The sequence below is a fragment of the Gemmata algarum genome (assembly GCF_034097035.1).
Classification (GTDB): Bacteria; Planctomycetota; Planctomycetia; order Gemmatales; family Gemmataceae; genus Gemmata; species Gemmata algarum.
Genome location: NZ_JAXBLV010000240.1, coordinates 1 through 18017, shown reverse-complemented (window position 1 = coordinate 18017; position 18017 = coordinate 1). Strand labels below are relative to the sequence as shown.

Below are 18017 nucleotides of genomic sequence, written 5' to 3'. Positions count from 1 at the left end.
CGGGCCATCGGCAATTCACAGTGGAACCGCCGGCCGCGCAGGCGGCGACGACCTCGGGTCTCTCGCCGCGGCGCGGCATGAATCCTCACGCCGCGGCACAACGTCAGCGCGGTCCCGCGGGCTTCGGCGTGCGTTCCCTTCGCGCCGGCGCACACTGCCATGAAATCCGTTCTAGTAAACTGGCACCGCGCGCCGACGAACGCCGGCGCGGTTCGATCCGGAAGCCGTACCGACCGGACGTCATCCCGGGACGAGGATGTTGTGACGCCGCTGCCCCGTCACCCACTAACGACCGAATTCTGCCCCCCTCACACCGGCGGGGGGCCGTGACCGTGGCCAAGATTCGTGTCCTGGTGGTGGACGACGCCGCCGTATTCCGCCGTGCGGTGGCCGACGAGTTGAGCGCAGACCCGGAGCTCGAAGTGGTCGGCACGGCGGCCAACGGCAGGGCCGCGCTCGTCAAGCTGGACCGGCTCCGGCCGGACGTGGTGCTGCTCGACATCGAGATGCCCGAGATGGACGGGCTGGAGGCCCTGCGCGAGATCCGTAAGCGGCACCCGCGGCTGCCGGTCATCATGTTCAGTGTGCTAACCGAGCGCGGCGCGATCGCCACCCTCGAAGCCCTCTCCCAAGGCGCGAGCGAGTACTTCGCCAAGCCCTCTACGAACAGCTTGGAGGACTCGCTCCGCGTGGTGCGCGAGGAGCTGATCCCCGAGATCAAGAACCTCTGCGCGGCCCGCGTCCGAGAACTCGCCCCGGCACCCGCACGGCCCGCGGCCCCAGCGGGTACGGTTCTCACGCGCCCGCCAGTGCCGTCGATTCCCCCCGCCCGCGTGGATGTCATCGCGGTGGCGGCTTCGACCGGCGGGCCGAACGCGCTGGCCGAGGTGCTCCCGGCGTTGCCTGCAAACCTGCTCGTGCCGGTGCTGGTGGTTCAGCACATGCCGCCGCTGTTCACCCGGCTCCTCGCGGAACGGCTCTCCGCGCGGTGCCCACTGCCGGTCACGGAAGCTACCCACAACGAGCCGCTCGCGCCCGGGCGGGTGTGGGTGGCGCCGGGCGACTTCCATCTCGCGGTCGAACGCGGCCCGGCCGGCGGGCACCTCGTGCTCAGCAAGGACGCGCCAGAACACTCGTGCCGCCCGGCCGCGGACGTGCTGTTCCGCTCGGTGGCCCGCGCTTACGGGCCGCACGCGCTGGCGGTCGTGCTGACCGGGATGGGTCAAGACGGGCACCGCGGGTGCCAAGCGATTCGGGCCGCCGGCGGCCAAGTCGTCGTTCAGGACGAGGAATCGTCGGTGGTGTGGGGGATGCCCGGGTTCGTGGCCCGCGCCGGGTTGGCAGACAAGGTGCTGCCACTCGCGCTCGTGGCGCAAGATCTGGCCCGCCGGACGCGCGTCGGGCGCGCGGAGGCCAAATGACACCCGCCGAATTCGCGTTCGTGTGCCGGCTGGTCCGCGACCGCAGCGCGGTCGTTCTGGAGCCGGGCAAAGAGTACCTCGCCGAAGCGCGCCTCGCGGCGCTCGCGAACGAGCTTCAGTTCGCGTCGGCGGGCGAGCTGGTTGCGGCAGTACGGGACACGCAAGACGGCGCGCTGAGCACCCGCGTCGTGGAAGCGATGGTGACCACCGAAACGCTGTTCTTCCGCGACCGGACCCCGTTCGAGGTGCTCCGAGACGCCGTCCTTCCCGACCTGATCAGCCGGCGCGCCGCGGCCCGCACGCTGAACGTGTGGTCGGCCGCGTGCTCCACCGGACAGGAGCCGTACAGCTTTGTTCTGCTACTGCGCCAGCACTTCCCGGAGCTGACCGGCTGGAAAGTGAACGTGCTCGCCACCGACTTGTCCGGGCAGGTACTTGCGCGAGCACAAGAGGGACGGTACAACCAGGTTGAGGTGAGCCGTGGGCTGCCGACGGCACTCCTGACGGAGTACTTCGAGCCGACCGGCGCTGAATGGCAGTTGCGCGCCGGCGTGCGCGGCGCCGTCGAGTTTCGCGTGCTGAACTTGGCGCGCCCGTGGCCATTGTTGCCGCCGACGGACCTCGTGTTCCTGCGGAACGTGATGATCTACTTCGATTCCGAAACGAAGAAAGCCCTTCTCAACCGCATCGCCCGAGTGCTGCGCCCGGACGGGTACCTCCTTCTGGGCTCGACCGAAACGATACTGAATCTGGGAAGTCCGTTCTCCCGCGTCGAGCACCTCAAGGGCGGGTTCCATCAGATCGCAAAGTGAAACACCACTCGCCGCCAACCGCCGGTGCACGGGGCGAAGTCCTCTCACCCTCACGACAAGCGGGTTCCGCGTGCTCGAGAAGCCGGTTAGGTTTCCGTGCCCGGACCGGGTATAGTGTCCCCGACCCCGCCTCACCATTCCCCGGTGCCCGACATGAAGCGATTCGTTCTCGCACTGCTGCTTTGCGCACCGCCCGCTCTCGCCCGCGCCGCAGACGCTCCGAAGACCGGCCCGTGGGACGTCAAAGCCCTCGCCTCGGCGGACGTGAAACCGGAGTGGGGCCAGAAGGTGGGAACGGTTCGCGAGGTGTACTATCCCGGCGAGCCATTCGGCGGTAAACCCACTCGCGTATTCGCGTACTACGCGCGGCCCGCGAAAGGAGACGGCCCCTTCCCTGCCGTGTTGCTGGTGCACGGCGGTGGCGGGAAGGCGTTTTCCGCCTGGGCCGAGCACTGGGCCAACCGCGGCTACTGCGCGCTCGCGATGGACCTCGCGGGGCACGGTCCCAACGGGCGTCTGCCAGACGGCGGCCCGGACCAGTCCGATGACACCAAGTTCCGCGACTTCGACGACAAGACCGTGCGCGAGATGTGGACCTACCACGCGGTTGCAGCGGTACTACGGGGGCACAACCTGCTCCGCGCGCTTCCGGAGGTGGACAAGGATCGGGTCGCGGTCACGGGGATCAGTTGGGGCGGCTACTTGACGTGCATTATCGCGGGGCTCGACGGCCGGTTGAAAGCCGCGGTGCCGGTTTACGGGTGCGGGTTCCTGCACGAGAACAGCGTCTGGAAAGAGAGCCGGTTCGACAAGGTCGCCGCCGCTCGCGCGAAGCGGTGGACCGACACCTTCGACCCATCGAATTACCTCCCGAACGTGAAGTGCCCGATCCTGTTCCTGAACGGCACGAACGACTTCGCTTATCCGATGGACAGCTACCAGAAGTGCTACGATCTGGTCCAGGCACCCCGCACGATCTCGGTACGTGTGCGCCTCCCGCACGGGCACATCTGGAACTTCGGCGAGGTGGACGCGTTCATCGATTCACACCTCAACAAGGGCGCCCCGCTGCCCGAACTTGGTACGATGGCGCGGGCCGGCGATACGGTAACCGCACAGGTCACGAGCAAAACCAAGCTCAAGTCGGCGCAACTGCACTACGCGACCGCCGAAGGGACGTGGCAAAAGCGCCAGTGGGCGAGCACCACGGCCGACATCAAAGACGGGGTGGTCACTGCAAAACTGCCCGCAGCGCGCCCACTGGTGTACGAGTTGGCCGTCACCGACGAGCGCGGGCTTGAGGTGACGACCACGCACGCGGTCCTCACAGCGCCTACGCTACCGAACTCGTGCGAAGCAACTCCTCAGGTTCTCGGCACGTCGGTTGCTATTTTCTCGTCACGTCGCGGCGTGTGCCGCGCGCAGGTAGCTCTGCTGCCTTCAACCGACGAGGAACGGTACCATGTCCCACACCACCGATAAGCTGAAAGACGCCGGCCAGCGCATCGCGGACAACGTCGCCCACGCGGCCGACTGGGTCAAGGAAAAGACGGGCGTCGGTCCGGGCCGCGCCGAAGGTTCCGACGCCGGGGTCGCAGGCATCCGTGCGCACATGGACGTAATCGCCTCGTGCGGCAAGAAGATCGGCGTTGTCGATCACCTTGATGGCAAAGTGATCAAGCTCACGAAAGACAGCTTTGGTGACGGCCAGCACCACTACGTCCCCACTTCGATGGTCGACCACGTGGACCGGCACGTCCACCTGAACAAGAATTCGGAAGAGGCCGCGCAGTGGTGTTCCACGGACGCCTCGACCTGCGGGCTCGTAGGATAGTATCCTCCGACTCATAACCGCAACGCCCCCGGCGACCGCATCGCCGGGGGCGTTGCGGTTTTGCGGTTGCTTCCGCGACCGAGAAAAATGTGGACGCGCCGCCCAGCGTACCGGAGTACTTAGCGAACCCGGTACGGAGCGAGCATGAACCGCATTCCAATTTCTTCCCATCGCCCCATCGCCCCCGCCGGCCCGGCTGGCTTCGTGGCCTTCGCCCGATCGGAACGGTCGAGATCCATTCCGGACACCTCTATCCTCCAGCGCCCCCATTCCAATGGAGGGTTCCTGTGGGAGGCGACCGAATACACCGTCGATCCGACAAAAGCTCCCAAGTGGATGGACCTCAATTTCGCTTGTAAAAGTAAGCCGGGAGACGCGAACGGGTACGGAGTGTATGAGTTAGCGAACGACACCCTCCGCATCTCGTACCGGGTGTCCGCACCGCGGTCGCTACGAACACTCGAGTTCAAAGTCGGGGTTGAGGAAGCGCTAGCCGGGGGCGATGCGGCAAAGCTCGACAGCCGTCCGCCCGCCTGCTCGCTCCTTGAGCTCAAACGAGCGAAATCGCCCTAATGGCAGCCCAATCGTCAACATCAGGCACCAATCCGGGCGCCACATCTGGTGGAACCCGGATTACTTCCTCGTGTGCAGTTTCAGGAACTCCACGATCCGCTCGGGCGCACCCGCGGGCACGTTGTGCGCGCCGGGGTGAATGAACGTCACCACCGGCGGACCGTTCGCCGAGGTGTACTGCGTGCAATATTTACCGGCCTCTTTGCCCTTCTCGTCGCACTTGTTGAGCTTTCGGAGTTGGTCCATCGTCTTTTCCTGCGTCGCGAACGGCACGATCTTGTCCTTCTCGCCCGCGACGTGCAGCACCGGTAGCGGCTTCATGTTCATCGCGTCCCTCGGATTGATCGCACCCGCAACCGGTGCGGCGGCGGCCAACTTGTCGTGCCGCGCCGCACACAGCACGTAGGTGAAGAAGCCGCCGTTCGAGTGCCCCGTCGAGTACACACGTTTGTCGTCTATGCTCTCCTCCGCCACCAGTGACTTCAGCATGGCATCGAAGAACTCCAGGTCGCGGTCTTTTTGATCACCGACGAACTTCTGCCAACCCGGCAACCGGCCCATCGGATCGAGCACCGGTACAGCGGTGGGTAGCCCCTGCGGGTAGACACACACCGCCTCGGGCCAGTGTTTATGAATGGCGAACGACCGGGCCGAAAGTTCAGACTTACCACCGTGCCCGTGGAACACGAACACCAACGGCCGCTTCGCGCCGCTGCTCGCGGGCACGTAGACCAGTGCCTCGCGTGTCACGTCGCCCACCTTCCACGTTCGTGATTTGAGCCGGCCGTTGTCCGCTTTGCCCTCCGGTTGGGCCGCAGACGAACCTGTAACCAACCCGACGAGGGTGAACGTCATCACAGCCGAGCGCAGAAACATGCGCGACACCTCAGAGGTAATGGCAACCGACGACACCCGAAGAACCCACGGACTCGGCGTCGGTTACATGGGGCAAACGGTTTCACCCGGCCGCGCCAGTAGGATGTACGGCAACAATCAGGAACGGCGGATGCTGACCAACGACCAGCGCGAGCGGATCGGAGCGTGGGTAACCGCAGTCGCCCCCCGCGCGGTCGCGTACGCGCGGTCGCTCGTTCGCGACCCGTCGCGCGCGGAAGACGTGGTTCAGGAGTGCTTCTACCGCCTCCTGCGCCGGGCGAACGAATACGACCTTGAGCGCGATGGCATCAAGTTGTTACTCAAAGCGATATCCAACCTGTGCATCAACCAAGCGACGCGCGAAAAGGCTTTGCTGAGTCTGGACTCCTCAACCGACCCGGACGACGGACCGGTCACCCTCTCCGACCCGGGGGCGCTCAGCCCCGAACGGATCGCCCAGCACCGCGAGCTTCAGAACGCCGTTCGGGACGGGCTCCAGACGCTTCCGCCGCTCCAGCGGGCCGCCGTCGAGTTGCGGGCGCTGGGGATGTCGAAGGACGAGATCGCCGACGCACTGGGCGTGTCCGCGACCAACGCCGGTGTGCTCGTGTACCGCGGGCGCCAGTTGTTGGCCCGCGCGCTCGAACCGCACCTCAGAGGTGAGGTGCCGCAGAAAAACGTGTAACTCAACCTGGTAGAGTGGGTTGTTACGCTCAACCGCCACTGACGGAGCGCACAACTTACCGAGAAGCGATCATGCCCCCTCCCGGCTCGTTTCCTGAACCCGAACCCGGAATCGACGCCAGCGTGCGCGCGCAACTCGATGCCGAAGCCGCTCGTTCCGATGGTCGGAGCATGGCTGAAAGCGTTCTCGCCCGCCTCGACGCCGGCGCCGAACCGCGCCAGCGACGTCGGCCGGGTTGGAAATCGGCTGCGGGGCTGATCGCGATCGGGGCGATGGCCGCGGCGGTTGTAGTCGCAGTGTTCGCCCCATACGGACCGCGCGAGGTTGCGGCGGCCCCCACGCCAGAGGCAGCGATTCGGGACGCCCGGGTCGCCTACACGCGAAGCGCTACCCGCTGCTACCGGGTGACGATTGACGCCCGAGGCCGGGAAGTTTTTCCGCTGCTCGCGCAGGAGGCGGAGCGCACGCTCTGCACCCGCGGAGATCGGTTCGTGGTCGAGCCCGGGTTCGGCGGAAAGGGCGCCTGGGGGAGCGACGGGGCCGGCCGCGTGTGGGTCGCACCGACCCTTGACGGCGCGGCGGCGTTCACCGAGGTTGAACTGCCACAGGGGCTCCGGAACGTGGTGAAAATTCATGAGCTTGAGCCCGACACGCTCCTCGACGAGGTGCTCGCATCGTTCGAGATGGACTGGTCCGAACCGCCCACGGCCAGCACCCAAACCTACTCCGTCGAGGCCACCCGTCGCGGTGAAGTATCTCCGCTCCAACTCGCGTCGGCTCGACTCGTGATCGACAAAATCACCAAGACCGTGCGGTCGCTCGAACTGAAACGTCGCGGCCTTGCGAACGGATACGCAACGCTCACGTTCGCGCTGACCGGAGCTGTTGAGAGGGACGACGCGGCGTTCACTCCGGAGGGTCACATCCGACGCGGTGCTCCGGTTTACGGCCGGAGTAAACCGCTCCTCCGCCACCGGCTCTTGCGCCAACACCTCGGCGACACCCTGCTCGGGGGGTGAGTTGCTGCGGCTATGAACCATGTCACACACCAGAGGCCGCCGTTATCGGTTGCGCCGCTTCATCATCGCGAGCCACGCGCCGAGCGCCGCGAACCCGCCCATGAACACCTCGCGCTGCTCGACTATTCGCACCCAGTCGATCTCGATCGGCGCTTTCACTTCTGGGGCTGCCTTTGGTGTCGCCAGTTCGGTCAACTTCGCTTTCAGCTCCACCGTCCACTTACGGTCAGGCGTGCCGGCAAAAGGACCACCTTTGCGAAGCACCGCGCCGCCGAGCGAAACCGGTGCGAATGCACTGCCGCGGCCGGCATACGCGGTGACTTCAGGGTCGAGCCGACCATCGCCGTTCGCAACGCGCTCAACGCCCCGGCGGGTGCGGAAGATCAAAACGTAGTCCGGTGTCTCACGCGCGCCGGTTGGCGGAGCGTCTCGCAGCACAACAAACTCGGGTTCTCCCCACCCACTTTCACTCTTCACAAATAGTAACCCCCGGAGAGTTGCGCCGTGCGCGGCCGGTACGAGAGCAACCGCCCGCGCATCGGCTAATGGCACCGACGGCGGAATTGAATCGAGGATGTCCGCAGCGCCCAGAATGGTCTGTGCGGACGCGGGCGTGAGTGACAAGGCGGTGACAATAACGCACAGTGAGTAGCGGACCATGACAACCTCCGTGTCGTGGGTCGCTCTGAGAGTTGCACTTGTCGGGCCGAAAGCTGTGCCAGTTCATGCGGTCTTGAGGCGCCCGTGTGGGAGTTTGGGTAAGGCGTAACACCTACAAAAACAACTTGACCGGACCGGTGGGGGCGTCCACCGGTCCGGTCACGTTAGGCTGTTACGATTAAGGGCGCGACGGCACAGGCGGCGCCGCCGGGGTCGGGATTGGAGTCGGAGCCGAGGACGGCGGCGTCGGAACCGGTGGCATCAGAACCGGCGCGCCCGGCTGGGCCGCAGGCACGGGCTTTTCGGTGCTCATCTCGACCAACTTCGCCTTCAAGCTATCGGCCAGTTTCAGCTCCGCCTCGCGCCCGGGCTGCCGGAACTGCATGTTGTTCCGGCGGTTGGCATGAATGGTGGTGCCGTCCAGCGACACACCGGCGAACAGCCCGCGGCTCCGCGAGTACGATACGATCTCGGCTTCGAGTTTGGCATCGGTAGCTGCTGCCGCCATCCGCCCGACGGGACCGGCCGCCACGGAAGCGTCGGCGCCAAGGGTCAGCTTCCCCTTGCCTTCAAGCAACCGGTCGAGAGTCTTGCGGTTGCGGAACACCAGCACAACGTCGGTGGACTCGACACCGGCCTGGAAACCCACGCTCGCACCACCGAGGTCAACGAACACGGGATCGGACCAGTTCCCGTCTTTCTCCTTCACGAGCACAACGCCGTGACCGCCACGCCCACCGACCACGAATCCGGCCTTAATCACACGGGGCACGATCACCACGCCATGTGCGTCTGCCAGCAACTTTGCCGGAATGCCTTTGAGAGGGATGCTATTCAGGTCGGCGAGCACCTCTTCGGCGTGTTCGAGGGTCTTAGCATTGCTCGGCGGTAGAGCCGCGACAGGAGCGACACACACAGCGACCGCACCGGCCGCAATTAGGAACCGCATCATTGTTTCATCTCCTTCACCGGATCCAAACTTCCGACTGGGAAACCCTGATGCAATCACGGCGCCGCGAGGCGCAATTTGTTTCTCGGATTACACTTCGCGATCGAAACATGCGCCAAATGTAGGGAATGCGTCGGTCACACAAGGTAGGCCGGCAGCAATGGGCGGCCCGGCACATGTCATGGCTCACAGCACCGGGATCAAGCCGTGCAGTTCGTCCGCTGTTGGCTCAGTGCTGGATGCCTCAATGTGAATAAGGGGCAGCAGTTCTTCCACTGCCTGCCGCACGCGCGGCGACGGATCGTCTGCCGCGGCGTGAACGACGGCGGCAGCTCTGGTGTTTGCGGGATTGCTCCCCAATACGGCACCGGCCGCTACCATCCGCACCCGCACGTTCGGGTCGTCCAAAAGGTCCAGCATCAGATCGGAAACTTCGGCCACCTCGGCCAGCCGGAGGGCGAGCGCGGCGTTCAATCGCAGCCCGTCGTTCGGGTCGCTCAGGCACTCGCGGAGCGGCAGAACCGCACCGGGCGGGAGAGCGGCCAATCGGGCGAGGGCGTGCGCCGCGTTCGCACGGACCTGGGTTTCAGGGTCGTGAAGCGCCTCGACCAGTGCCGAACCGGCCGACTCGGGAACTTCAGCCGCCCGCATCCACCCGGCGGAAGCGACGAGCCGCACCGGCGCCTCCGGATCGGACATGCCAGACGTAAACGCCTCGGCCCCTTCCGGAGGCTGGATCATCGCGAGTGCGCGCATCGCTTGCTCACGCACCCCGGCCTCACCGGTCCGCGCAGCGCGGAGCAGCGCCGCTCCGGCATTCACGGCCGCCGCGCCGAGCCGTGCGAGCGCCTGGGACGCGGCGGCCTGCACCCAGTCGCTATCGTCCGCGGTCAGCGCCTCGCACAGCCCGTCAACGACCGGATCAGTCGCCTGCACCCACTTTGAGAGCGTTTCGCACACCTGCACCTTAACCTGATCGTTCGGGTCGCGCAATAGGGGCAGTAAGTCGGCCAGCAGGTCTTCCGGCGGCCGGTCCCACGCCGCCGCCGCGGCCGCGGCTCCGGTTCGCACCACCGGATCGGTGTCCTTGAACGCCTCCCGCACGAGTCGCGCGGTCCCAATCGTCGGCGAACCCAACGTGCCCAGCCCGCGCACGGCCCGGGCGCGGACCGCACCGTCCTCATCTGTGGCCGCTTTTTCCAGCGCGGCCCGCGCCATCCCCGCGGACGACCCGAGTTTGCCCAGCGCCTCCGCCGCGTTCGCACGGACCTGCGGGTTGACGTGTCCCAGCGCGCGAATCAGGCCCGGAACCACGCCCTGTCCGACGCCCATCTCGCCCAGCGCTTCGGCGGCCAGCGCGCTGACCCAACTGTCGCGGTCGCGTAGCGCTTTCACCAGATGAGGGACCGCGACCTCTGCCGCCTCCGCGCCGAGCTTGCCGAGCGCCTCCGCCGCCTTCGCGCGGACCATGTCGTTGCCGTCCGCAAGGGCCTCGATCAGCGGCGGTGCTGCATGTTCGGCCGGCGCGTCCACAGCCCCCAGCGCTTCTGCCGCCTGCGCGCGGATTGTGGTGTCCGGGCTGGAAAGCCCGGTTGCGAGTTGGGTGGTTGCGCCGTCGTCCAGCGGACCAACCGCCCGCACCGCTTCCGCCGCCGCCTCGCGAACGGATTCCTCGCGATCCTGAAGCAGTTCGATCAGCCGGGGTACGACCGGCGCGGCCCGCCGGCCGAGCGCCTTCAGCCCCCGCGCGACGGCGGCGCGCACCGGACCGGCCGGATCATCGAGCGCCGGCGCGAGCAGTTCCGGAGCGGCCCCCACCGCCCCGAGTGCTTCGGCGGCGCGGCATCGAACCGTCTCGTCTGTGTCTGTCAGGAGCGCGGCCAGTTCTTTCGCCACGTGCCCCGCGGGCGCCCCGGCACGTCCGAGCGCCGCCGCGGCCGCGCCGCGAACGGCCGCCAGTTCGTCGCCGAGGGCGCGGCGCAGGTTCTCGACCGCGAACCCGGTCGGGTCCAGTTCCCGGCCGGTCTCCTGAGCGCGGTTCAAGAACGGCCAGCGGGTGTTCGCGCGGCGTGGGCGCCGCACCCGGCGCACGCGCTCCGCCTTCACCCCCCCTTCAGCGATCGAACCCAGCGCCTCGGCCGCACTCAGCCGTGCCATACCGCTCGGATCGCCGAGCAGCCCCGCCACGTCGGCAACGGCGTCGCGAGCGTGCAGGTGGCCGAGCGCCGCCGCCGCCACCGCACGAACGTGCTCATGAGGGTCGGACAGGTGCCGAACGAGCATCGGGACGGTTGAAGGGCCGATCGCGGCCAGCACGAGTGGCAACTGGTCGCGCTGCTCTTTCGTCAACGCCGTCAGCCCGCGCAGGGAGACCAGAACCGGTCCGATCGCCGCGGCCCCGAACTGCGGGAGCGCGTTCCGGGCGCGGTCGTGGATCGGCTCGTGCGGGCTCCAGAAATCGGCGATGGTTTCGGACATGAGCCGCCCCTGCCGCACCGAGGCGAACACCTGTTGCAACAAGATCAGCGTGAAGAACGACTTGAACGCGGCGAGCAGCAGCGAGGTCGGCGGAGCGGCGCTCCGCACGAACGCGGTGTGGACGAGCTGCTTCGAGTCGGCCAGGTTGAGTACGTCCACCAGCCGGACGAGGTTGATGATTGCGTAGGTGAAAAAGTCCACGAAGCCGGGGTGCGTGTCCCCTTCGATTACGTACCAGTTCCGGCCGACGGTCTCGTATGTCCCCTGGTTCAGTAGCACGAACCCGCCGATCACCCCGGCCGCAGCGACGCCCATCAGCGGCACGCCGACCCGGTGCCCGTATCGGGCCACGTTGGACGCAAGCTCCTGCCCTTTGGTCGGGTTATGAACGGCCTTACGCCCACGCTCGATCTCGTATCGCTCGACGTCGATGAACATGTACGCGAGGCATGTCGCCACACCCATCGCGAGGAGCGCACCGGCGCACAGCAGCGTCACGACCGGAGCCGTCGTGGCGGTCACCCCTCCACCAACAATCAGCGTCAGCGTGACGGCAAGGTACACGCCCCAGGACGCCCACGAGAGCCACCGCTCCCACACGCGGAACCCGTGGGCCACGGCCCACCGCGTGACGCGCCCGAACCGGTCGAGGACCCAGCCGATGAGGCCGATCTGGAACAACCCGCCGGCGACGAGAGCGAGCAGAAGAAGTGTGGCGAGTATCGAGTACGAAGAGAGCGTCTGATCGAGTTTGACGAGCCAATGCGGGTCCATGAGTGCTCCGGTTCGGGCGGCGCAGCGGCGCCGTCTGGCGCCGCGCGAACGGCAGCGAAGTCAACGCGGGGCAGAACACATCAGCCGCGATAACCGAAGCGGCAGGAAGCAAACCACAGGCCAAAAGGGTGGCCCTCATCGGCTGGTGCCGCCGAGCCGTTCAGAAGATCACCGGGGTGCGATCTCCTGTTGCGTCATGCAGTGGAGCGTCCCGAACCCCCACACCAGGTCCACACAACTGATCCCGACCACCTCGCGGTCGGCGAACGCCTCCGCCAGGATGCCGAGCGCGAGTCGGTCCGCCGGGTCGTTAAAGGTGGGCACGATTACCGTCCCGTTCGCGATGTAGAAGTTCGCGTAGCTCGCGGGCAGCCGGGTGCCCTCAAAGATCAGCGGTCGGGGCATCGGCAGCGGGATCACCTCCAGTTTCGTCCCGTGAACGTCGGTCATGCCGCCGAGTCGCTCCAGGTTCTCCTGAAGCGGCTTGTAGTTCTCGTCGCTCGGATCGTTCTCCACCACCGTAACAACGGTACGAGAACCCACGAACCGCGCCAGATCGTCGACGTGGCCGTGCGTGTCGTCGCCCGCGATCCCGCGGTCCAGCCAGAGCACCTTCTGAACGCCCAGGTACTCCGCGAACACCGCCTCGTAATCCGCCCGACTGAACGGCGGGTTGCGCTCCTGCGTTTTGCTCAGGAGGCACTCTTCCGTCGTGAGCAGCAGGCCCGCGCCGTTCACGTCAATGCTCCCGCCTTCCAAAACGACGCGGTGGCCGTTACGAACCGGCTGCACCGACTTCACGCCCAGCGACTCGGCCACGAACGCCGGTAGGCTGTCGTCCTGGAGCCAGTCCGGGTACTTCGCCCAGGCGTTGAAGTGCCAGTCGAGCGCCACCCGCTCGCCGGCCGCGTCCCGCACGAAGATCGGGCCGGAGTCGCGGACCCACGAGCGGTCGGTCGGCTTCTCCCACAGCCTCACACGGCTGATGTCAGCCCCAGCGCGCGTGAGCGCGTCGGTCGCGGCGGCTTGGCGAACGTCATCGGGAACAACCAGGTTAACGGTCTCGTGCCGCGTGAGCGCCCGAACGATCTCCGCGTACACCCAGGGGATCGGTTCCATTTTCCCGGGCCAGTCGGAGCCGCGGTGCGGCCACGCCAGCCATGTGGACGCGTGCGGCTCCCACTCCGCCGGCATCCGGTACGGCGCGATTTCTTGCGATTTGGTCATTTTTGTAGGCCGTTCCTGAGCTACCATTTCAGGCGAGGGGGGAATATCGCGGGGGCGCTTTTAACCTCACGCGAATCTTCATTGGACTCGCCCAATCTCACGAGAGAATTTCGTAAAACACCGTTGCGGGAAACCAACAGTGATCGTTACATTCCCGACGTCGCCCAAACGGACACCCGGCCCAATTGCCGGGAGTTGCACGGAGGCAACCCGCGTGACCTCACACCCGGGGCTCATTCTACTCGTCGAAGACGATGCCGACCTGCGTGCCGCGTTCGAGTTCACACTGCGGCGCCGCGGTTACAAGGTGGTCAGCACCGGCTGCGGGCTGCGGGCGGTTGAACTGGCCGCCGAGTACCAACCCGCTTTGGCGGTCGTTGACCTCTTGCTACCCGGACAGAGCGGATTTCAGGTCTCCCATGCCCTCCGCGAGCGGTTCGGTGACGCGGTCCGTGTACTCATGATGTCGGGCTACAGTTCCTCGCACCACCGCGATTACGCTGCCGCATCGGGAGCCGAAGCGTTCCTCGCCAAACCGTTCTCGGAAGCCGCACTGATCGACGCCGTCGAAGCCCTGTACCCGGCGCCCGCCAAATCGCAAGAGCTTGGCGGATCGCGCCGCCGGGTGAAGATCGGCGCTTAAGGACGTCCACTCGCTGCAAGTCGTAAAGTCACAAATTCAATAAGGGAAAACCCTTGTGACTTTATGACTTGCGGACCTGACGACTTCGTCCCCGTAGTCCTGAACGATCGGCCCCAACGAACCATCCAAGTTGCGGCCGGCGGATCTGTGAGCGAGCCCTGTCGTTATTCCTCGCTGTTCTCCATGTGGTCGTTCCGGAAATCACGTCCCACCATCGCTGTGGGAATGACCAAATTCATTCTCAACTGGAACGCGAAGGTATTCCTGTAAACCACATTTGCCGCAACAAAAACCGCCACAACATTTTACATCCAGAATCCACAGAGTTACTGGAGATGGTTCCCGTAAGCGTTTGTAGCCAAATGCATGGTCAAAGAACGTGATTCGTGGGTAGCAACCACCCAGCGAATTGCCAGTGCGCGGACCAGTCGAGCGGTAGTGGAGAGCCAGTCAACCGCCGTCAGATCCCCCCGCACCAACGTCGTCGAGTGCGACTGGTCCGGCCGCTGTAACCCCCGTTACAGTTCCGAACACCTGGCCCAGTTCCGGCCCGGGTTCATGTCGGTCGGAACACGGCGGCCCTGGCGACCTGTCAATCGCTTGTCAATCGGCCCGCGACAAACGGGCCGGGTTGCGCGTTGACAGTGCCCCACCAGGGTGGTACGTTGGCACTCATCCTTTATTATTGCCCGTCCGCGTTTTATGTACCACTAGTCATGCCTCCTTCGGACCCGCCCGGCGGAAACCGGGAACGCGAAATTCTCGACGAGTGCCAGGACACCATCGGCTACCGCTTTGAGCGAGTGGAACTGCTCCGCTCGGCACTCACGCACACGTCCAGCGCGAACACCCGGGCCGCATCCAACGAGCGGCTCGAGTTTTTGGGCGACAGCGTGCTCGGTCTGGTCACCTGCGAGCAACTGTACCGGCGGTTCCCGGACTACCAGGAAGGCGACCTCACCAAGGTGAAGTCCGCCGTTGTGAGCCGCAAGACCTGCGCACGGTTCAGTCAGGAAATCCGGCTCGGCGACTTCCTGTTCCTGGGCCGCGGGGTGAACTCGAACGGCGAGATGCCGCTCAACATCCTCGCCAACGCATTCGAGTCCCTGGTCGCGGCGATTTTCCTCGACGGCGGATGGGACGCGGCACGCGACTTCGTGCTGGACTTTATCGAGCCCGAAGTCAACCGCGTGGCCCGCGAGGCCATCTCCGCCAACGCGAAATCCCAGCTCCAGACCGTGACCCAGCGGGAGTACGGTGACACGCCGCGTTACTTCCTTCTGGACGAGCAAGGTCCGGACAACAACAAGTGCTTCAAGGTCGCGGCTCAGGTCCACGACGAGCGGTTCCCGGCGGCCTGGGGCCACACCAAGAAGGAAGCCGAGCTGAAGGCCGCGATGAACGCCCTCGCCCACATCCACGGCGAGCCGCTTCCGTACGCGTGCGACTGAGCCCCTACCCATGCCGATGTCACCGTACCCCGTGCTGTGTTACACGCCGGGGTGTCACTCGCCCGCGCTCTACAAAATCGCGGCGAAGTGGAGCGACGGCACCACCGCCGAACTCAAAACGTACGGCCTCGCCTGCGCCGCGTGCGTTCCGACGCTTCTGGACCTCGCGCGTGAGAAACGCGCGGCGTGCCGGCTTGCGGTCGGCGAAACACTCGAACGGCCCGGCGTATACGACCTCACCCGGGGCGAACGGGACCGCGTACTCGCGCGGCGCCCGGACCTCGAACCCCCGCTCGGTGCCCAGTAGCACTCATGTCGGCGCACCCCGAATTCGTCATCGTCGGCCAGGGGTTGGCCGGAACAGCACTCGCGTGGCAGCTCCTCCGCCGCGGCCGGAAGGTTCTCGTCGTGGACCGCGAGAGCGGGGGGTGTTCTCGACTTGCGGCGGGCCTTATCACGCCGATCACCGGAAAACGTGTCGCGAAAAGCTGGCGGTGGAACGAGTTACGCCCCGCGGCGGAAACGTTCTACCGCGAAATCGAGACCCGGACCAGGACCACGTTCTTTCACCCGCGGGAAGCGATCCGGCTCTTCGCCACCGCGAACGAACGGTCGCGTTATTCCGGTCCCGGCGGCGAAGTTGCCGTCCGTGATGACTGGTTCAACGCCGCGTTCGGCGGTTTCGTGATGCCCGAGGCCGCCCGGCTCGACGTGCCCTGTTACCTAGAAGCGTCACGCGCGCACTTCCGCGCCGTCGGCGCGTTCCGCACCGCAGACCTTGACCCGAAACAGATCGAGCCCAACACTGCCGCCGTTCGCATCCCTCAACTGGATGTCGAAGCCCAAACGCTGGTGTTCTGCCGCGGGTTCGCTCCGGACGGCGATCCGTGGTTCGGCGCGATCCCGTTCCGCGCCGCGAAGGGCGAGTTCCTGACCGTTCGGGTGCCCGGACTGGCCGAGGAGCGTGTGACGCACCGTGGCGTGTGGCTCGCGCCGCTCGGCGATGAGGTGTTTCGGGTTGGAGCGACGTACTCCTGGCACCAACTCGACGGTGCTCCTACCGCGGCAGGCCGAACCGAACTCGAAGGGCGGCTCCGCGAGTTGCTCAAGCTGCCGTTTGAGGTGATCGAACACCGCGCTGCGGTGCGACCGATCATCGGCGGGAGTGTGCCGGTTCTGGGCCGGCACCCGGATTGCCCGCGGGTCGCGTTCTTCAACGGGCTCGGGTCGAAGGGCTCGCTGCTGTCGCCGTTCTTCGCGAACCAGTTCGCCGCGCACCTGTGTGACGGGGGCGAAATCGATCCCGAAGTTGATGTGCGGACGTTCCTGAACCGCGTCTCCAGCCGTCACAACCCGGAGTGATCGACGAATCAAACTCCTCGACCTTGTTGATCGCCGGGGAGCCGTCCGGCGAGCGCGAGCGCCACGCCCGCGGCGCCGACCGTCACGATGCTCAACCCGAGGCTCACGAAGTGCCACGACACGAACGCGGCCTTCGCTGCGGCGGCGATGGTGGCGTCTGGGTTAAATCGTTCGAGCCGGAGCCGGGCCACCTCGTTCGAGATCGGCCACCCGGCGATCACAGTCGCCGTCGCGAAGGCGATCACGAACACCCGGACCCGGTGAACCCCTCCGAGTCGGAACCAACTCAATGCCGTCAGCAGAGCGATCGCGGCGCACACCGCCTGCATCGCGAAATACCGCGGGAACACCGGTCCGACCGCCGACCCCGCCAGCGCGCTCGCGAGCGCGTCCTTATCCTTTTGCTCCGCGTCCGCCGGGATGATCGTGCGATAGGCGGTGCGGTCCGAAGGACCGGCGTTCACGACCTCTTTGAACGAATCGAAAATGGCTGTCGCGGCGCCGAAGTTGAAGAACGCCGCGCCGCCGAACCACAACCCCAGCACCAAAACGTGTAGCCCCCGCAGAACCGGCTGCCGCATCGGGAAATCTCCAATGGCGTTCTCGGACCCGGCCAGGAGCCGCTTCGCGTTCGCCCGGTGCTTCACGAACACCATCGCCGTTCCAGCGATCAGGTACAGCGTCACCGGGAACACAGGTTCCGTAAACGGCGCCCGCGACGCCACGAGGTGCGCGAGTACCAGCACGGCACCTGCGGCGAGCGACGCCAGAGACACGAACCGCGACGCAAACAGCACCACCACCCAGGTTGTTATCGCGAGTGTGGCCGCCAGCGGCACCAACACGAACACCGTACCGGCCCCGGTCGCGACCCCCTTCCCGCCGCGGAACCCGAGGTACACCGGGAACACGTGCCCGAGGAACGCCAGCGCCGCCGCGCCCACCCGGACCACGTCCGGCCCGCCGATCGCGTCCGAAGCCCCCGGCACGAGCGCGTCGGCGAGCCGAGCCGCCACCGCCACCGGCGCCGCGCCTTTCAAGAGGTCCAACACGAACACGATCGCGCCGTACTTGCGCCCGAGAACGCGGCCGGCGTTGGTGGCGCCGATGTTGCCGCTTCCGGTCTGGAACAGGTTCACGCCCCGAAACCGGCCCACGAGGTAGCCGAACGGAAGCGCCCCGACGAGATATGCGACGATGAGCGGGACGAGAGCGGCGGCGAGAGGAGGCATAGTTTTGCGTCTTGAGGGCAG

Annotated in this window: 16 protein-coding genes; 10 read left to right on the top strand and 6 right to left on the bottom strand. The window is 66.2% G+C overall.

The window, feature by feature from the left end; translation table 11 throughout:
• Positions 1 to 332: 332 nt before the first annotated feature.
• From R5W23_RS30570 to R5W23_RS30555, 4 genes are all read left to right on the top strand, one after another.
• Positions 333 to 1421, top strand: coding sequence for a protein-glutamate methylesterase/protein-glutamine glutaminase (locus R5W23_RS30570; RefSeq protein ID WP_320689654.1), 1089 nt, complete (start codon positions 333 to 335; stop codon positions 1419 to 1421).
• Positions 1418 to 2233 carry a CheR family methyltransferase gene (locus R5W23_RS30565; protein ID WP_320689653.1) on the top strand — a complete coding sequence of 272 codons (816 nt, stop codon included), beginning with the start codon at positions 1418 to 1420 and terminating at the stop codon, positions 2231 to 2233. Before R5W23_RS30570 ends, R5W23_RS30565 begins: the two co-directional genes overlap by 4 nt.
• Before the next feature lie 153 nt (positions 2234 to 2386).
• Positions 2387 to 3715 (top strand): alpha/beta hydrolase family protein, encoded by a 1329-nt coding sequence (locus R5W23_RS30560; RefSeq protein WP_320689652.1) that lies wholly within the window; start codon positions 2387 to 2389, stop codon positions 3713 to 3715.
• Positions 3696 to 4067: a DUF2171 domain-containing protein gene (locus R5W23_RS30555; protein WP_261187473.1), complete on the top strand. Its 372-nt coding sequence runs from the start codon at positions 3696 to 3698 to the stop codon at positions 4065 to 4067. The genes R5W23_RS30560 and R5W23_RS30555 overlap by 20 nt, the downstream gene beginning before the upstream one ends.
• Positions 4068 to 4700: 633 nt before the next feature.
• Here the strand turns inward: R5W23_RS30555 and R5W23_RS30550 are convergent.
• Positions 4701 to 5516, bottom strand: coding sequence for an alpha/beta hydrolase family esterase (locus tag R5W23_RS30550; protein ID WP_320689651.1), 816 nt, complete (start codon positions 5514 to 5516; stop codon positions 4701 to 4703).
• Between R5W23_RS30550 and R5W23_RS30545 the strand changes: the two genes are divergently transcribed.
• Positions 5515 to 6201 (top strand): RNA polymerase sigma factor, encoded by a 687-nt coding sequence (locus R5W23_RS30545; RefSeq protein ID WP_320689650.1) that lies wholly within the window; start codon positions 5515 to 5517, stop codon positions 6199 to 6201. The genes R5W23_RS30550 and R5W23_RS30545 overlap by 2 nt on opposite strands.
• A gap of 170 nt (positions 6202 to 6371) precedes the next feature.
• On the top strand, positions 6372 to 7220 hold the full coding sequence (locus R5W23_RS30540; protein WP_320689649.1) for a hypothetical protein: 849 nt from the start codon (positions 6372 to 6374) through the stop codon (positions 7218 to 7220).
• A gap of 42 nt (positions 7221 to 7262) precedes the next feature.
• Here R5W23_RS30540 and R5W23_RS30535 read toward each other — a convergent pair whose 3' ends face one another.
• The 4 genes from R5W23_RS30535 to R5W23_RS30520 form a co-directional block, all read right to left on the bottom strand.
• Positions 7263 to 7880, bottom strand: coding sequence for a lipid-binding SYLF domain-containing protein (locus tag R5W23_RS30535; protein ID WP_320689648.1), 618 nt, complete (start codon positions 7878 to 7880; stop codon positions 7263 to 7265).
• A gap of 178 nt (positions 7881 to 8058) precedes the next feature.
• A complete protein-coding gene (locus R5W23_RS30530) occupies positions 8059 to 8832 on the bottom strand; it encodes a lipid-binding SYLF domain-containing protein (protein ID WP_320689647.1) in 774 nt (257 codons plus the stop codon).
• A 183-nt stretch (positions 8833 to 9015) separates the two neighbouring features.
• Positions 9016 to 12081: a HEAT repeat domain-containing protein gene (locus R5W23_RS30525; RefSeq protein ID WP_320689646.1), complete on the bottom strand. Its 3066-nt coding sequence runs from the start codon at positions 12079 to 12081 to the stop codon at positions 9016 to 9018.
• 168 nt (positions 12082 to 12249) lie between these two features.
• Positions 12250 to 13308, bottom strand: a complete 1059-nt coding sequence (locus R5W23_RS30520) for an agmatine deiminase family protein (RefSeq protein ID WP_261187480.1) — start codon at positions 13306 to 13308, stop codon at positions 12250 to 12252.
• A 214-nt stretch (positions 13309 to 13522) separates the two neighbouring features.
• Here R5W23_RS30520 and R5W23_RS30515 point away from each other — a divergent pair, with 214 nt between their 5' ends.
• From R5W23_RS30515 to R5W23_RS30500, 4 genes are all read left to right on the top strand, one after another.
• Positions 13523 to 13951: a response regulator transcription factor gene (locus R5W23_RS30515; protein ID WP_261187481.1), complete on the top strand. Its 429-nt coding sequence runs from the start codon at positions 13523 to 13525 to the stop codon at positions 13949 to 13951.
• 716 nt (positions 13952 to 14667) lie between these two features.
• On the top strand, positions 14668 to 15402 hold the full coding sequence (rnc, locus tag R5W23_RS30510; protein ID WP_261187482.1) for a ribonuclease III: 735 nt from the start codon (positions 14668 to 14670) through the stop codon (positions 15400 to 15402).
• 10 nt (positions 15403 to 15412) lie between these two features.
• Complete coding sequence (locus R5W23_RS30505) at positions 15413 to 15709, top strand: hypothetical protein (protein ID WP_261187483.1); 297 nt, start codon at positions 15413 to 15415, stop codon at positions 15707 to 15709.
• A gap of 5 nt (positions 15710 to 15714) precedes the next feature.
• On the top strand, positions 15715 to 16764 hold the full coding sequence (locus R5W23_RS30500; protein WP_320689645.1) for an NAD(P)/FAD-dependent oxidoreductase: 1050 nt from the start codon (positions 15715 to 15717) through the stop codon (positions 16762 to 16764).
• Positions 16765 to 16772: 8 nt separating this feature from the next.
• Here the strand turns inward: R5W23_RS30500 and plsY are convergent, their stop codons facing one another.
• On the bottom strand, positions 16773 to 17996 hold the full coding sequence (gene plsY, locus R5W23_RS30495) for a glycerol-3-phosphate 1-O-acyltransferase PlsY (RefSeq protein WP_320689644.1): 1224 nt from the start codon (positions 17994 to 17996) through the stop codon (positions 16773 to 16775).
• Positions 17997 to 18017 lie beyond the last annotated feature (21 nt).

Bases quoted from the DNA above. Each gene is read 5' to 3' on its own strand.
- R5W23_RS30565 (WP_320689653.1), top strand. From the start codon at position 1,418: ATGACACCCGCCGAATTCGCGTTCGTGTGCCGGCTGGTCCGCGACCGC.
- R5W23_RS30560 (WP_320689652.1), top strand. From the start codon at position 2,387: ATGAAGCGATTCGTTCTCGCACTGCTGCTTTGCGCACCGCCCGCTCTC.
- R5W23_RS30555 (WP_261187473.1), top strand. From the start codon at position 3,696: ATGTCCCACACCACCGATAAGCTGAAAGACGCCGGCCAGCGCATCGCG.
- R5W23_RS30545 (WP_320689650.1), top strand. From the start codon at position 5,515: ATGCGCGACACCTCAGAGGTAATGGCAACCGACGACACCCGAAGAACC.
- R5W23_RS30550 (WP_320689651.1), bottom strand. From the start codon at position 5,516: ATGTTTCTGCGCTCGGCTGTGATGACGTTCACCCTCGTCGGGTTGGTT.
- R5W23_RS30540 (WP_320689649.1), top strand. From the start codon at position 6,372: ATGGCTGAAAGCGTTCTCGCCCGCCTCGACGCCGGCGCCGAACCGCGC.
- R5W23_RS30535 (WP_320689648.1), bottom strand. From the start codon at position 7,880: ATGGTCCGCTACTCACTGTGCGTTATTGTCACCGCCTTGTCACTCACG.
- R5W23_RS30530 (WP_320689647.1), bottom strand. From the start codon at position 8,832: ATGATGCGGTTCCTAATTGCGGCCGGTGCGGTCGCTGTGTGTGTCGCT.
- R5W23_RS30525 (WP_320689646.1), bottom strand. From the start codon at position 12,081: ATGGACCCGCATTGGCTCGTCAAACTCGATCAGACGCTCTCTTCGTAC.
- R5W23_RS30520 (WP_261187480.1), bottom strand. From the start codon at position 13,308: ATGACCAAATCGCAAGAAATCGCGCCGTACCGGATGCCGGCGGAGTGG.
- rnc (WP_261187482.1), top strand. From the start codon at position 14,668: ATGCCTCCTTCGGACCCGCCCGGCGGAAACCGGGAACGCGAAATTCTC.
- R5W23_RS30505 (WP_261187483.1), top strand. From the start codon at position 15,413: ATGCCGATGTCACCGTACCCCGTGCTGTGTTACACGCCGGGGTGTCAC.
- R5W23_RS30500 (WP_320689645.1), top strand. From the start codon at position 15,715: ATGTCGGCGCACCCCGAATTCGTCATCGTCGGCCAGGGGTTGGCCGGA.
- plsY (WP_320689644.1), bottom strand. From the start codon at position 17,996: ATGCCTCCTCTCGCCGCCGCTCTCGTCCCGCTCATCGTCGCATATCTC.